The organism is Uliginosibacterium silvisoli (assembly GCF_036017035.1).
In the GTDB taxonomy this organism is placed as follows: domain Bacteria; phylum Pseudomonadota; class Gammaproteobacteria; order Burkholderiales; family Rhodocyclaceae; genus Viridibacterium; species Viridibacterium silvisoli.
The window spans coordinates 463,416-477,821 of sequence record NZ_JAYXHS010000001.1; the positions used below are offsets into that span (position 1 = coordinate 463,416).

The window sequence follows — 14,406 nt, forward strand, 5'->3', positions numbered from 1 at the left end:
AACGGGCATTTTCCCCGGTTTTTGCATCAATGTGGGGCGCAAGTAAGCGACGGCAATTGACGTAATAGACGTACGTAGCAAAGACGCTGAAAACAGGTGCTCGAGGAAGGTACGTTAGGAGCCAATGGTAAGCCTGAATACCCCGATCTGCGATTTCGGCCGCCCGGCACCGGACTTCGCCCTGCCCGACCTGCGCCACACTCCCGGCCGGCAAATCATCCACACCCCCGATAGCGCACGTGGTCCGAAGGGCTTGCTGGTGATGTTCATCTGCAATCATTGCCCCTACGTGAAAGCCGTCCTGCCCCGCATCGTGCGTGACTGCCGCGAACTGGCGCAACACGGCATCGGCAGCATCGCCATCATGCCCAACGCGGTCGAGGACTATCCGGAGGATGGTCCCGAGCACATGCTGCAACTGGCCGACACGCTGGATTTCCCCTTTCCTTATGTAATCGATGAGAGCCAGCGCGTGGCGCACGAGTACGGTGCCGTGTGCACGCCGGACTTCTTCGGCTTCAATGCCGGCCTGCAACTGCAGTATCGCGGCCGCCTCGATGCTTCGCGCAAGGAAGCGGCGCCCGATGGCGCAGCGCGCGAACTGTTCGACGCCATGCTGCAGATCGCCCGGAGCGGTCGCGGCCCGGCGGAGCAGACACCCAGCATGGGCTGTTCGATCAAGTGGAGGAATGGCTGAGGCATGGCATCTTCGGGCATTCAATCATCCCAACTGGCGCAAGCACGGGCACTCGAATCCCTCGTCCGCGATGTGGCACGCGACGTCATCCTGCCGCGCTTCATGAAGGCAGTACGCCAGCACAAGAGTGATGGCAGCTCGCTCACGGAAGCAGACCTGTTCACGCAGAAAGCCCTCATCGCGCGCCTGCCGGAGATCCGTGACGCGCCCATCATCGGTGAGGAAATGAGCCCCGCCCAGCACCGTGAGCGCTGGCGCAACGGCGCCGAAGGCATCTGGTGCATCGACCCCATCGACGGCACCACCAACTTTGCCAATGGCATTCCGCTGTTTGCCGTATCGGTCGCCTGGATGGTCAATGGCGAGACACAGTTCGGCGTGGTTTACAACCCGGTCACCGACGAGGCCTTCTACGCCAGCCAGGGTCAGGGAGCATGGCTCAATGGCACGCGCCTGCCCTTGCGCAAGCCCGCCAAACAGCTCGCGGGCGCCGTCGCCGGCGTCGACTTCAAGCGTCTGCCGCCAGGGCTGGCTGCGGCGCTAGTCACGCACAAACCCGTCTACTCGCAACGCAACTTCGGCTCCAGCGCGCTGGAATGGTGTTTTGTAGCGGCTGGTCGGCTCGACGTGTACCTGCATGGCGGACAAGCGCTATGGGACTACGCGGCAGGCCGCCTGATCCTCGCCGAAGCGGGTGGTACGAGCAGCCTGCTCGATGGCAATGCGGTGGTGGCCGAGCCGCGCAAGAAACACGCAGTGGTGCTCGGCGCAAACCCATCGCTGCATTCGCAATGGCTGGACTGGCTGCAAGCGCATAACGGCGACTGACCCGGTCGCGGAGCGGCGCCTCAGCCTTTCTTGGCGCGTGGATGTGCCGTGTCGTACACCTTGGCCAGATGCTGGAAATCGAGATGGGTGTAGATCTGGGTGGTGCTGATGCTGGCGTGGCCGAGCAATTCCTGCACGGCACGCAAGTCGCCTGACGATTGCAGCACGTGGCTGGCAAAACTGTGGCGCAGCATGTGCGGATAGACGTGCACCGGCATGCCCTGCAACTGCGCCCAACGCTCGAGTCGCTTGCGGATCATGCCCATCGACAGGCGCGTGCCGCGCTGGCTGACGAACAAGGCCTCTTCACCCGCTGCGGCGAGTTGCGCGCGGATCGGCAACCATGCCGCGATCGCATCCAGCGCCTTGCTGCCCACCGGAACGCGACGCGTCTTCGCGCGCTTGCCGAACACGGTGACTTCGCCATCGGCCACGCTGTAGGTGCCGGACAGGTCCAGTCCAGCCAGTTCAGCGATGCGCAATCCTGACGAGTAGAACAGCTCGAATATTGCATGGTCGCGCACTTCGAGCGCATCTTCCGGCTGCGCATTGAGCAAGGTCGCGGCCTGATCCGGCGACAACACCTGTGGCAGCTTTTTGGGCGCACGTGGCGGCCGCACGGTCAGCGCAGGATTGGCCTCGGCCCTGCCCTGCCGCACCAGCCAGCGATACAGGCCACGCCATGCCGACAGCGTGCGTGCGATGGAGCGCGCCTGCAGCCCACCGGCATGCAGCTTCGCGACAAAACGCCGGATGTCATGCGCATTGAGCGAAGTCAGCGCACGCGTCGCGGCAAGCTCCTGCAAGCGCGCCAGATCGCGCGCGTAGTTGTCGAGCGTGTGCGGACTGGCACGCCGCTGCGTGGCGAGATACTTCAGATAAGCCTCGATCTCGCCAGGCGACGTCATGCTCCGGAACCCCATGCCGCACGGATGCAGGCAATGCCGTGGGCACCAGCCTGCTTCGCCTCGGACAGATCGTGCGGTGCCAGGCCGCCGATCGCCAGGACGGGAATCGATAGCTCACGCGTCAGGTCATGAAACGTCTGCCAGCCAATGGCGGGCTGGCCCGGGTGGCTGGCTGTTGGTTTGACCGCGCCGAGCACAGCGTAGTCGAGCTCCAGCTTCGCGGCATGTTCGAGCTCCGCGCGGTTATGGCAGGACGCACCCACCCACTCCAGCTTCGGTCGCTCATGCAAGGCCAGCAATTGCTGCGCAGAGAGATGCACGCCATCCATGCCCAGGTCCGCGGCTCGCGCAGCATCGCCATTCAACAGGACCAGCGCCCCATGCTCCTTGCAACGCGCCAGAACGGCTTGTGCAAAAGCATCGCGCGCATCAGGCGGCATGCCCGGCTCACGCACCTGCACGCATTTGAGCCCCGCCGCCAGGGCTTGATCCAGCGCCGCCAGTTGCGCGTCAACGCCGATCTCGAATGCATGCGTCAGCGCCATCACGCGCGGCAGGCGCAGTGCCTTGAGGATGGGACCGTTGGCCGGCAGCATCGGCCCGACGTCGAGCTGATCGGCTTGCTGCCAGGTCATCGCAGCATGCACGTTGGGCTGCAGCTCGCCGTGCCACTGCGGCACCTCGAAGAAGTGCAGGCGGACATGCGCGTGCTCATAGACATGCTCGCGCATGAGCCACGGACAGGCCAGATCGACGACGATGCCCAGCTCTTCCGACAACTCACGCACCAGCGCGTCACGCGGCGTCTCGCCGGCCTCGACCTTGCCACCCGGAAACTCCCAATAGCCGGAATAGACCGTGTCGGCGGCACGTTGCCCGAGCAGGAAACTGCCATCGGGGCGGGTAATGACGGCGGCGGCCACTGCAACCTGTTTAACCATGAGATCCGGGTACGAGACGAAGATAGATGAGGGAAGCGCAGGAAATTTGCGTCGAGTCATGACGCCTTTGACGGAGTCTTGACGAAGAATACCCGCGCCCCACGCCCGAACCAAGCTTGGCTCGCGGCGGGCTGGGTATACTGCTGCTCTTCATCCAGACCTGCCAGCGAGCGGGCAAAAGCGCCTCCGGCGCGCGTCAAACTGAACATGAAGTCATTCAAACCCCTGAGCTTCACCCTCGGCATGACCGGCATGTTCTCCATGGCCTTCGCCGGACCGCTGGATTGGCTGACCGGGATGCCAGCCACGCAGGCAAGCCTCCTCGCCGTCGCGCTGGCCCTTGCCTGTGCCGCAGCCCTGGCCTGGCTGACCCAGTTTCGCCGTCGCCATGCCGGTTCGCCGGCATGGCTGCACACCTTCGCTGGCTGCGGCCTGCTGGTAAGCCTGTTACCCCTGACGCAAACGCTGACGCCCCTGCCGCTTGAGGCCGGCGACACCCTTGCTGCGGTCCTGCGGCTGGCCCTGTTCGCACTCTTCTGCCTCGTCGCCGTGCAGACCCAACCGGCCAGCGAGCACGCGGAGGGCGCACTGTGATCATGCTCTGGCTGGCGCTCACCGCGCTGATGCAGAACAGTATCAACCTGCTCGGCGACGACCTGTTCATCGGCGCGAGCTGGCTGCAACTGACGCTCGTTGCGGTCTTCGCAGCAGCCCTGATCCGCATGACGCGGAGGCTGCGCAGCGTGCCCGCGTTCGGCATTCACGGCCAATGGCTGATCCTCGCTGCGCTGCTGACCTTGCTGCTGACGCGCGGCGGTTTGCCCGGTCACGCCGGCGCCATTGCCCATGCAATCGGCATTGATAGCGCCACCTGCGAACTGCTGGCGCAGATCTCGCAGGCCCTGCTGATAGTCGGCCTGTGGCAGGCGCTGAGCAATCTGGCGCGCAGCAAGGAACAGGCGGTACGCGCGCTGGAAGCGGAACTGCACAACGCCATGACCGAGATGGTCATCGAAACGGCGCCACGCCCGCGTCCGCAAGCGGGGCCACGCCTCGCCCAGACCGGCCTTACCACGCGCCTGTCGAGCGCACTCGAACAGGTCAGCCCGGCGCACCGCATGCTGCGTGATCTTGTCCTGCGCGAACCCAACAACATCGCCGCGCGCCTCGCCCTGCACAACCGCCTGCGTAACGACGAGACACAGCAGTTGGCGCTGATGCTGCATGCGGAAGACCTCATCGTCGCCCTGCGCAAGGCGGATCGCAATGATCTGGCACTCAACGTCGCGGAAGAATGCATGCGAATGGATGCAAGCTACTACCCGCCCATGGACGATTCGCTGAGCCTTGCCCGTAGCGCCATCATGCTCGGCCGGCACACCACCGCGCTACGCCTGCTCAAACACTTCGACGCTCGCCACCCGGCGCACCCGGATATTCCCAAGGCATTTTTCATGTCAGCCCAGGCACTCGGCGGCCTGGGCAAGAATGGCGCGGCACAGGCGCTCCTCGGCGCGCTGGTCAGCCACTTTCCGGAGGACGCGCTGGCGGCCGATGCGATTGCACTGTCAGCCAGGCTGGCGACACGGCGCTGATCCCTGGATTCGTAGTCCCGGATTCCGGCCTGCGGCCTTCCTCCGGGCTACGCATCGCCTTACTTCACACTCTTGCCGGAGTAATCTCGCGCAAACTGCCAGGCCACGCGGCCACTGCGCGAGGCGCGCATCATCGACCACTGCAGGGCTTCACGGCGGATGCTGTCTTCCCAGTCCGTCAGATCGACACCGAATACGCCCAGCCAGTGACGAACGATCTGCAGATAGGCTTCCTGATTGAAGCTGTAGAACGACACCCACAGGCCGAAGCGGTCTGACAGCGAAACTTTCTCCTCCACCGCCTCGCCCGGATGCAGCTCGCCATCGTCGCCATGCTTCGTGCCCAGGTTGTCGGCGAAGTACTCCGGCATGAGGTGGCGGCGATTACTGGTGGCATAGATCAGCACATTGTCGGGCACCGATGCGAAGCTGCCATCGAGCACGGTCTTGAGCGCCTTGTAGCCCGGCTCGCCATCCTCGAAACTCAGGTCGTCGCAGAAGATGATGAAGCGCTCGGCACGCTTGCGGACCAGGTCGACGATGTGCGGCAGATCGACGAGGTCGCTCTTGTCGACTTCGATGACGCGCAGCCCTTCGCTCGCATACTCGGTCAGCACGGCGCGCACGATGGAACTCTTGCCCGTGCCGCGCGCGCCGGTCAGCAGCACGTTGTTGGCACGCTGCCCACGCACGAACTGACGCGTGTTGGCGTCAACGCGCCCTTTCTGGTCATCGATGTCCTGCAGGTCGGCGAGATGGATCGGCTGCAGGTTGTGCAAGGGCTCCAGCCAGCCACGCCCCTGATGCGTGCGCCAGCGTTGTGCGAGTGCGCTCCAGTCCGGCAGCGGCGGGGCCGGCGGCAAGATGGCTTCGAAACGCGCCATGAGATGTTCTGCACGCGCAACGAGACGTTCAATATCAGCGGGACTCATTTGGGCTCCTCTGTTTCTGCCGGTGTCGCGGGGCCCTTCGGGTCCGCAGCTTGCGACGAAGACGACTCAGGCTTTCCTTTAGGCCACGTTGCCCACACAATCCCCAGCAACATGCATAACGCCAGCAATGCCTCCAGCAAAATGACCCACAAACCATCGTCCATAACCGCTCCAGCGCTCAATCCATTCAAACAAGACCGGCAGTATAGGCCAGCCGCAACAGCTCTCCTGTGTGCCGCACTCGGCGCGTTGCTGGCCGCGTGCTCGACGACCACGCCGGCGCCGGTTCGCGAGCAGGAACCCACGCCCGCCGCCAACTGCCCTGCGCCCGTTCTACCCGCACCTGTCGTCTGCCCCGGCCCGGAACCCAAACCTCCCGTGCAACCGCCCGCCGCTCCCTGGCGCAGCGCCGACTGGTCCGCGCTGCCGGGCTGGCAGCAAGACAAGCCTGCTCAAGCCTGGCCCGCGTTGCTGGCATCATGCAAGGCCCTGCGCAGCGACATGCTGAAAGCATGGTCCGCAACCTGCGATGCGGCTCGTGAGTTGGGCCCGCAAGCCAGCGATGCGGCGGTCCGCCAGTTCCTTCAGGCACGCCTTACGCCGTGGCAGCTCATCAACGTCGACGGCAGCGAGACAGGCCTCATCACCGGCTACTACGCACCGTTGATTCAAGCCAGCCGCACACAAACCGATCGTTTTCGCACGCCGGTATTAGGCGTCCCCGATGATCTTATTACGGTAGATCTGGGCGAGCTCTATCCCGAACTAAAAGGCAAACGAGTGCGTGGCAGGCTCGACGGACACAAGCTGGTGCCGTACTGGTCGAACGGTCAACTCGCGGCCATAACCGATCCTCAGCAACTCCCGTCTAAACCGCTGATGTGGGTAGAGGACAGCATCGAGTTCATGTTTCTGCAGATTCAGGGCTCGGGCTTTGCCAAGTTCAGCGACGGCAGCCGCGTACGCATCGCCTATGCAGACCAGAACGGTCACCCTTACAAGTCCATTGGCCGCTGGCTGATCGACAGGGGGGAACTGACCTTGGACAAGGCCAGCATGCAGGGCATACAGGCTTGGGCACGCGCCAACCCAAAACGCTTGCTCGAACTCATTTCCGCCAATCCAAGCTACACGTTTTTCCGCGAAGACGTCTCTTCTGGCGATGGAGTCCAGGGCGCGCAAGGGGTAGAGCTCACCGCCATGCGCTCGACTGCCGTGGATCCAAGAACCATCCCGCTAGGCGCGCCGATGTTCCTGTCGTTCAACATGCCCGATGGCAAGCCAATGCAACGCCTGATGCTTGCGCAAGACACGGGTGGCGCGATCACTGGCCGCGTGCGTGCAGACTTCTACTGGGGCTTCGGCGCGGAAGCCGGGTCCCAGGCCGGCCGCATGCGCCAGCAGGGGCGCATCTGGATCCTGTGGCCGCAAGGCAGCACCCCGCCAACTGCCACCCCCTAAGCTCTCGCGGCCCACTCAAGGGGCCGTAGTTGTCAGGCCTCTTGCCTGACTTCTTTGCATTCATGCCAGCAGCGTAAGGCTGGCCGCCCGCTCCTGCTCTGAAGCAAGTGTCGCCCCTCAAGCCGCAATAAGCCGTAGGCACGGGGCTTGCGACGCTTGGAGCGGTGGCATTTTGTGCGACGAACGGCAGGTCTGTTTCCTTGCAAAAGTTGTAAGGCAACTATATAGTTAGACCGACATGACGAGTTTCCTGCAGCCCGGGAGGCTTCTCAAACCAGATTCAGCCGCGAGCACGAAGCGCTCTTCAGACGCAGCGACGTTTTCCGGCTTTACCGACCACTCTCCACTCACCTCGGTGGAATTCAGGGGTTGCCCCTACTAGGGCAACCCCAATTTTTTTGTATTTGCCCTTGATCCTGCCCGGTCGCCAGGATCCCCCCATCCAGCAAAGCTCGGCATGTCCTGTGTAGCAAATCGTCATTTCCCTGATTTTCCGCTTGCCTTGTCAGGCAATTCAGGCAAACTGCCGGCCAGTGGCATTGATTCCAGTCCCCTCGCCACTGTCTGGTTTTTCCCAAAAATCTGCTTCGTCCTCCTCGACTGGTGTCGCCGGCAATGCTCCGAGCGGCAGGTCGACGCAGTGCTCTCCTCATTGGAGCTACATGTCATTCGCATCACTGGGACTCAGTGAGTCCATTCTCCGTGCCGTATCCGAACGCGGCTATACCGATCCGACCCCGATCCAGGCACAAGCCATTCCGGCCGTGTTGTCCGGTGGCGATCTTCTCGCCGGCGCACAGACCGGCACCGGCAAGACGGCAGGTTTCACTCTGCCCATCCTGCAACGCCTGAGCACGACCGAACCACGAAAAGCGGGCGCAATCCGCGCACTGGTGCTCACGCCCACGCGCGAACTCGCGGCGCAAGTCGAAGAAAGCGTGCGCGAGTACGGCAAGCACACCGACATCAGCTCGATGGTCATGTTCGGTGGCGTCAGCATCAATCCGCAGATCACACAGCTGAAGAAGCGCGTCGATGTGCTCGTCGCCACGCCGGGCCGTCTGCTCGATCACGTGCAGCAAAAGACGCTCGATCTGTCGAACGTCGAAATCCTCGTGCTCGATGAAGCCGACCGCATGCTGGACATGGGTTTCATCCGCGACATCAAGAAGGTGCTCGCGCTGCTGCCCAAGCAACGTCAGAACCTGCTGTTCTCGGCGACTTTCTCGGACGAGATCAAGGCGCTCGCCGATGGCCTGCTGAACAATCCGGCACTCATCGAAGTGGCCCGTCGCAACCAGACGACCGAGCTCGTCGAGCAGAAGGCGATGCTCGTCGAACAGCGCGCCAAGCGTCATCTGCTGGCGCACCTGATCAAGGAGCACGCATGGTTCCAGGTGCTCGTCTTCACGCGCACCAAGCATGGCGCCAACCGCCTGGCCGAACAATTGACCAAGGGCGGCATTCCGTCGCTGGCCATTCACGGCAACAAGAGCCAGAACGCGCGCACGCGTGCGCTGGCTGAATTCAAGAGCGGCGAGCTGCAGGTACTGGTCGCCACCGATATCGCAGCACGTGGCCTCGACATCGTCGAACTGCCGCACGTCGTGAATTTCGAATTGCCGAACGTGCCGGAAGATTATGTGCATCGCATTGGCCGTACCGGTCGTGCGGGTGCGACAGGTGAAGCCCTGTCTTTGGTCGCGCCTGACGAAGCCAAGTACCTGGCGGACATCGAGAAGCTGACGAAGAAACAACTGACACGCGTTACGCCACCCGCATTCGAGCTCCCCCCGGTCAGCGCTGATGACAGTATGGCGCGCGAGCCACGTCAGCCGCGCAACGGTGGTCGTCGCGAAGGCGGCGGCCAGCGCGGTGCAGGACAACGCACGGAAGGCGGACGTGGCGATGGTCAACGTCAGGGCCAGCGTCGTGAAGGTCAAGGTCAAGGCCAACGTGATGGTGCGCCGCGTACGGGTGGTCAGCGTCGCCCACGCCCCGAAGGACTCAGCGCACGTGACGTAGGCGAGGTGGTCAGCGCCGGTGGCGTGATGCCGGAGGCACGCGCAGCAGGCGGACGTGGCGATGGCCAACGTCAGGGCCGCAATCGCAACGAAGGCTCTCGTGATGGCGCCGCGCGCACCGGCAATGCCCGGGGTGATGGCGCGCGCAACAATGGCGGCCGCGGCCGGCAGGATGGACAACCCGGCTCGCAGCCTCGCGCACGCAGCGCAGGCAATGGTGGGGGCAATTCCGGCAATGGCCCGCGTCGTCAAGGCGCGTCGCAACCGCAACGCGCTGGCGGCGGCAATCGCCAGGGCCAGGGCAATAACCGTCCGCGCTACCCACGCGACGAAAACGGTGACGTGAATGGCAATGTCATTCTGCCTTCGCAGGTCGAGAAGGAAGTGGATGGCAATCGCGCCCCTTCCAAGCAGGGCGGCATCCGCAATGCGCTGAGCCGCGGCATCAAGGCCTTGCGCGGTATGGCCTGATCTCGCACCAGATAGTCAGCATCAAAAAAAGCGCCAGCGAAAGCTGGCGCTTTTTTTTGTCTGTTTGCGCCAGGACAGGCACCAATCATCGCCACAGGAGTCACACGAGGCCGACTCAGGACATGTCGCCTCTGGCGCACTGCATCAAGGGCGGGATTGCGGTTTTGTGCCACTGCTGGCGTGGCAGAATGATTGTTCTCGCAAGCTGCCTCAGAGCGGCCTCGAATAATGGAGCAGACAAAATGGAATTCAGTACGCGACGCACCACCCTGGCGCGCCTGTGCCTGTGCACGGCCAGCCTTTGCACCGCCCTGCCCGCAAACGCCGTCTGGCAGTGGCAGCTTGAAACAACCAATGCCAATCTCTTTGTGGCGGCCAGTGATCCCGCCTGCAAGGTCGATGTGCTCGCTGGCAGTGACGCAGCCGTTCTGCGCTCGACGGATGCGGGTCAAAGCTGGCTGACCATGCCTGCGCCGGGCGGCGCAGCGATCGCCTCCGTTCTCTTTGATGCGAATCGCCAGCAGTTCATGGCGGTGGGGGCTTCGGGCACGATCCTGCGCAGCCGCAATTGCGGCCAGCAATGGGAGCGCGCGGGTAACCTACCCGGTGAAAGTCTTCGCGCGTTGGTGCTTGTCGACGCCAAGCGCGGCACGCTGGTCGCAGCGGGGGCGGCGGGCACGGTGCTGCGCTCAACCGATGGCGGCGATACGTGGAAGTCCGTGCCAACCCCCACGCACGGTTTTATTGGCCATATGCTGCAGCACTCACGCAGCAAGAGCCTGATTGCCGGCGGCGAGAAGGGCATGTTGATGCGCTCGGACAACGGCGGTGCGCGCTGGCAGAAACTGCAGGCACCGGAGGCTGACGTCAGCAAGCTGACGGAGCTCGCGAGCGGCACTTTGCTCGCCACCTTCAACAACGGACAAGTGCTTCGCTCAAGCGATGCGGGGCGGCGTTGGCAAGCCGCCAGCCTGCCTGCGAGTGACAAGGCGCCAGTAGTCAATGGCATTGCCCAGACCGCCGACGGAAATATCGCTGCAGTCACGCAGGACGGCCGGGCTTTGCTCTCGCACGACGATGGCATGCGGTGGACATACGCCGATACAGGCAGCCGGGCTTTCCTCTCTGCGGTCATGGCAACGACGGACAAGGAGTTCGTTGCGGTTGGCGCCAACGGCACACTGCTGCGCAGTAGCGAAGGCGGCAAGCGCTGGAGCGCCTCTGCGCTAGGCGTACAACAAGAGTTCGAGTCCATCAACCGCCTGCCAGGAGGCGAGCTGATTGCACCGGGCAGCGGTGGCATCGTTGCACGCAGCACCGATGACGGACGCAGCTGGAAGATCGTCCGCAACGCCGTCAGCAAATACACGCACGTCATTGTCGGCGCGCCGAGTTCATCTCCCGCAGCCAACACCTTGATCGCAGCAGGCGTCACGGGCCAGCTCGCGCGTTCGGTGGATGACGGCCATAGCTGGCAACCCATCGCCGCCCCGGACGAGGTCTACTTCTTCACCGCCGTATATCACCCGGGCACACGCGCCTTTCTGGTAGGCGGCTCACGCGGACAACTGATGCGCTCCACGGACGGCGGCACGACCTGGCAGGCGCAACAGCCTTCCGGCGACAGCAATATCAGCCAGCTAAGCGTGCAGGCCTCCGGGCGCATCACGGCGCTCACTGCTGCAGCCGGCATCCTGTACTCCGACGATGGAGGCCAACACTGGCAGACCAGTGACGCGGACAAGGACGTCATCTGGCTCGGCGAAGCACAGGATCCGCAGACCCGCGTCATCGTCGCAGCAGGTCGCGAAGACACCTTGATCCGCAGCGAAGACGGCGGCGCGCACTGGAGCAAGCTGCCTGCGGGGCTGGGTAAGGGAATGTTCCGCGTGCGCAGCGTCGATGGTGTGTTCCTGGTCTCCGGCCGGGACGGCGCCATGCTGCGCTCAACTGATCAGGGCAAGAGCTTCCAGACGATTGCCCTGCCCACACCCACTGCCATTTGGGATGTCGCTGCGATTCCTGGCGTAGCCGGTGGGCTGATTGCGGTCGGCAGCAAGGGAAACATCCTGCGCTCGAGCGACCTGGGTGTGAGCTGGCAGTCCGTGATGTCCGGCAGCAGCGAGTTGTTGCGCGTCATCACACACGACCCGGCCAGCAATGCACTCATCGTCACGGGCCGTGGCGGCGCCCTGCTGCAATCACTGGATCAGGGCCGGAGCTGGAGCCCGATCAACAGTCCGTCCGAGACCCGCTACGCAAGCGTATGGCGCAATCCGGCGACGGGCACCTTGCTGTTCTCTGGCGATCGCATCCTGCGCGCCAGCCACTGAGCATTCAGGCTCACCAGCAAGCAAAACGGGCGCCGAGGCGCCCGTTTTCATTGCGAACTACTTTGCCTGGTAGATCAGTAAGCGGTCACGTCCGACGTGCTGACATCGCACACCGAGGTATTCCACTTCTCGCCAATCTTTGGCGATTCAGCACTGCCGTTCTTCTCGATACCCTTGTACTCGACGCAAACCGAAGGGCTGCCCGACTTGTAGCCCTTGATCTGCAGCTTGCGGATGGTGACCACGTCGCCGTAGTTGCCGTTTGCACCGGCGATCGAGCCAGCCTTGCCGACCTTCACGTTGTTGAGCGTCAGCTTGCGCGGGCCGCCATTGTTCGTGCAGTTACCGCATGAACGCCAGACCTTGCCCGTATCAACGATGTAGGAGTCTTGCAGGATGGTCGTGCTGTTCTTGCTGTTGTGCTGCAGAGCCTTGTCGGCTGCGCCGGCGATGATGACGTTCTTCACCGTGACGGTCGAACCAGAACCGAGATTGGAAGCTGCGTCTTCACAGACATCTTCCCAGTACACGTTCTGCAGCGTGCAGGAGCCCTTGCAATGCACACCGTCCGAACCATTGGTGCCACCGTAGATGATCACGTCCTTGAGGGTCGCGCCGTCTTCCAGCAGGAAGACCGGGATCTGGCCTTCGTCTTCACAGTTGCCCACCGAGTTCTTCACGCCAACGCGCTGGTTGCCGTAGCTCTTGGTCACGCCAGCGGCGATCGTCGTCGTACCGGAATTCACGACCGAACTCGTTGCCGACGGGATCGTCATGTTGATGGTGCCGCTTGGAGTTGGAGTAGGCGTCGGGGTTGGAGTGGGGGTTGGCGTTGGCGTTGGGGTAGGAGTCGGTGTTGGAGTAGGCGTTGGTGTCGGGGTAGGCGTCGGAGTTGGCGTGCTGCTGGTTGGGCCAACCGAGCACCAAGCCGAGGACGTGAAGGTATTGCTCGGGAAAGCGGAGCTGGAGCAGGCGAAGTTGCCGGTCTTGACGGCATAGACAAACGAGCCGGATTTGCCCAGGGCGACATCATGCGTGCCGCTCATCGTGCAGGTTGCGCCGGTGTTCTGTACGCACTTCGTGTAGCCGGAAGGAGCATCCGTTGCGGCGAATACGCCGCTGGCCATCATTGCGAGAGCTACGCCGGTAAGAGCATTGCGGATCATTATTTTGTGTCTCCTGAGTATTTGCGTTGAGTTCTGTTGTTGTGCTTCTAATGCTTCAACTTGCTCTCTCTTGTATGGACTGCTTTTTCAGCAATCTACGGCCAGATTATAAATTCGTCAGAACTGACATTCAATTAACAAATCGATACATTTGTTATATTTATCACATGACTTTTCAGCGGAGATATGTATTGGCTCCGAACAAACAGGCTCACGCGCTGGAAAGAACCCTCTCTCCGCGGCCCAGGCATGAAAAAGCCCCCTGCAGCAAAGCTGCAGGGGGCCAATGATTGCTACTGGTGCGCCCTGTCGGACGCCCCTGGTTACTATCAGTACGCGGTCACGTCGGAAGTGCTGACGTTACAAACCGAGGTATTCCACTTCTCGCCAATCTTCGGCGATTCGGCGCTACCGTTCTTCTCGATACCCTTGTACTCGACGCAAACTGCCGGGCTGCCGGACTTGTAACCCTTGATCTGCAGCTTGCGGATGGTGACCACGTCGCCGTAGTTGCCGTTTGCACCAGCGATCGAGCCAGCCTTGCCAACCTTCACGTTGTTCAGCGTCAGCTTGCGCGGGCCGCCGTTGTTCGTGCAGTTACCGCAGGAGCGCCAGACCTTGCCGGTGTCGGCAATGTAGGAGTCTTGCAGCACGGTCGTGCTGTTCTTGCTGTTGTGTTGCAGAGCCTTGTCAGATGCGCCAGCGATGATGACGTTCTTCACCGTGACGGTCGAACCAGAACCGAGATTGGAAGCAGCGTCTTCGCAGACGTCTTCCCAGTACACGTTCTGCAGCGTGCAGGAGCCCTTGCAATGCACGCCGTCAGAACCGGCCGTGCCGCCAGCGATGATGACGTCCTTCAGGGTCGCGCCATCTTCCAGCAGGAACACTGGGATCTGGCCTTCATCTTCGCAGTTACCCACCGAGTTCTTCACGCCAACGCGCTGGTTACCGTAGCTCTTGGTCACGCCGGAACCGATCGTCGTCGTGCCGGAGTTCGTCACGGTGGACGTAGCCGACGGGATCGTCATGTTGATCGTGCCGCTCGGA

The 14,406-nt window shown here is 62.7% G+C and carries 12 protein-coding genes; 7 read left to right on the top strand and 5 right to left on the bottom strand.

Annotated features, from left to right (window positions below; all coding sequences use genetic code 11):
• Positions 1-124: 124 nt before the first annotated feature.
• The gene (locus VVD49_RS02185; RefSeq protein WP_327597485.1) at positions 125-697 is read left to right on the top strand and encodes a thioredoxin family protein; all 573 of its coding nucleotides are present in this window, start codon (positions 125-127) and stop codon (positions 695-697) included.
• A 3-nt stretch (positions 698-700) separates the two neighbouring features.
• Positions 701-1,525, top strand: a complete 825-nt coding sequence (locus VVD49_RS02190; RefSeq protein WP_327597486.1) for an inositol monophosphatase family protein — start codon at positions 701-703, stop codon at positions 1,523-1,525.
• A gap of 20 nt (positions 1,526-1,545) precedes the next feature.
• Here the strand turns inward: VVD49_RS02190 and xerC are convergent, their stop codons facing one another.
• Together xerC and VVD49_RS02200 are read right to left on the bottom strand one after the other, a co-directional pair.
• A complete protein-coding gene (gene xerC / locus VVD49_RS02195) occupies positions 1,546-2,433 on the bottom strand; it encodes a tyrosine recombinase XerC (protein ID WP_327597487.1) in 888 nt (295 codons plus the stop codon).
• Entirely contained in the window at positions 2,430-3,374 is a 945-nt protein-coding gene (locus tag VVD49_RS02200) for a Nudix family hydrolase (protein ID WP_327597488.1), read from the bottom strand. Before VVD49_RS02200 ends, xerC begins: the two co-directional genes overlap by 4 nt.
• 207 nt (positions 3,375-3,581) lie before the next feature.
• Here VVD49_RS02200 and VVD49_RS02205 point away from each other — a divergent pair, with 207 nt between their 5' ends.
• Positions 3,582-3,968 carry a hypothetical protein gene (locus VVD49_RS02205; RefSeq protein WP_327597489.1) on the top strand — a complete coding sequence of 129 codons (387 nt, stop codon included), beginning with the start codon at positions 3,582-3,584 and terminating at the stop codon, positions 3,966-3,968.
• On the top strand, positions 3,965-4,969 hold the full coding sequence (locus VVD49_RS02210; protein WP_327597490.1) for a tetratricopeptide repeat protein: 1,005 nt from the start codon (positions 3,965-3,967) through the stop codon (positions 4,967-4,969). The genes VVD49_RS02205 and VVD49_RS02210 overlap by 4 nt, the downstream gene beginning before the upstream one ends.
• Positions 4,970-5,028: 59 nt before the next feature.
• On the opposite strand, the gene VVD49_RS02215 is transcribed toward VVD49_RS02210, so the two are convergent.
• Complete coding sequence (locus tag VVD49_RS02215) at positions 5,029-5,901, bottom strand: ATP-binding protein (RefSeq protein ID WP_327597491.1); 873 nt, start codon at positions 5,899-5,901, stop codon at positions 5,029-5,031.
• Positions 5,902-6,042: 141 nt separating this feature from the next.
• On the opposite strand from VVD49_RS02215, the gene mltA reads away from it, so the two are divergent.
• The 3 genes from mltA to VVD49_RS02230 all read left to right on the top strand — a co-directional run bounded on the left by mltA (position 6,043) and on the right by VVD49_RS02230 (position 12,190).
• Positions 6,043-7,362 (top strand): murein transglycosylase A, encoded by a 1,320-nt coding sequence (mltA, locus tag VVD49_RS02220; RefSeq protein WP_327597492.1) that lies wholly within the window; start codon positions 6,043-6,045, stop codon positions 7,360-7,362.
• A 662-nt stretch (positions 7,363-8,024) separates the two neighbouring features.
• On the top strand, positions 8,025-9,857 hold the full coding sequence (locus VVD49_RS02225; RefSeq protein WP_327597493.1) for a DEAD/DEAH box helicase: 1,833 nt from the start codon (positions 8,025-8,027) through the stop codon (positions 9,855-9,857).
• Positions 9,858-10,099: 242 nt separating this feature from the next.
• Positions 10,100-12,190, top strand: a complete 2,091-nt coding sequence (locus VVD49_RS02230; RefSeq protein WP_327597494.1) for a WD40/YVTN/BNR-like repeat-containing protein — start codon at positions 10,100-10,102, stop codon at positions 12,188-12,190.
• Between the two features lie 74 nt (positions 12,191-12,264).
• Here the strand turns inward: VVD49_RS02230 and VVD49_RS02235 are convergent, their stop codons facing one another.
• Positions 12,265-13,356, bottom strand: coding sequence for a pectate lyase (locus VVD49_RS02235; protein WP_327597495.1), 1,092 nt, complete (start codon positions 13,354-13,356; stop codon positions 12,265-12,267).
• A 329-nt stretch (positions 13,357-13,685) separates the two neighbouring features.
• The coding region (locus VVD49_RS02240; RefSeq protein WP_327597496.1) for a pectate lyase at positions 13,686-14,406 on the bottom strand (721 nt) is incomplete at its 5' end.

Bases quoted from the DNA above. Each gene is read 5' to 3' on its own strand.
- VVD49_RS02185 (WP_327597485.1), top strand. From the start codon at position 125: ATGGTAAGCCTGAATACCCCGATCTGCGATTTCGGCCGCCCGGCACCG.
- VVD49_RS02190 (WP_327597486.1), top strand. From the start codon at position 701: ATGGCATCTTCGGGCATTCAATCATCCCAACTGGCGCAAGCACGGGCA.
- xerC (WP_327597487.1), bottom strand. From the start codon at position 2,433: ATGACGTCGCCTGGCGAGATCGAGGCTTATCTGAAGTATCTCGCCACG.
- VVD49_RS02200 (WP_327597488.1), bottom strand. From the start codon at position 3,374: ATGGTTAAACAGGTTGCAGTGGCCGCCGCCGTCATTACCCGCCCCGAT.
- VVD49_RS02205 (WP_327597489.1), top strand. From the start codon at position 3,582: ATGAAGTCATTCAAACCCCTGAGCTTCACCCTCGGCATGACCGGCATG.
- VVD49_RS02215 (WP_327597491.1), bottom strand. From the start codon at position 5,901: ATGAGTCCCGCTGATATTGAACGTCTCGTTGCGCGTGCAGAACATCTC.
- mltA (WP_327597492.1), top strand. From the start codon at position 6,043: ATGACCCACAAACCATCGTCCATAACCGCTCCAGCGCTCAATCCATTC.
- VVD49_RS02225 (WP_327597493.1), top strand. From the start codon at position 8,025: ATGTCATTCGCATCACTGGGACTCAGTGAGTCCATTCTCCGTGCCGTA.
- VVD49_RS02230 (WP_327597494.1), top strand. From the start codon at position 10,100: ATGGAATTCAGTACGCGACGCACCACCCTGGCGCGCCTGTGCCTGTGC.
- VVD49_RS02235 (WP_327597495.1), bottom strand. From the start codon at position 13,356: ATGATCCGCAATGCTCTTACCGGCGTAGCTCTCGCAATGATGGCCAGC.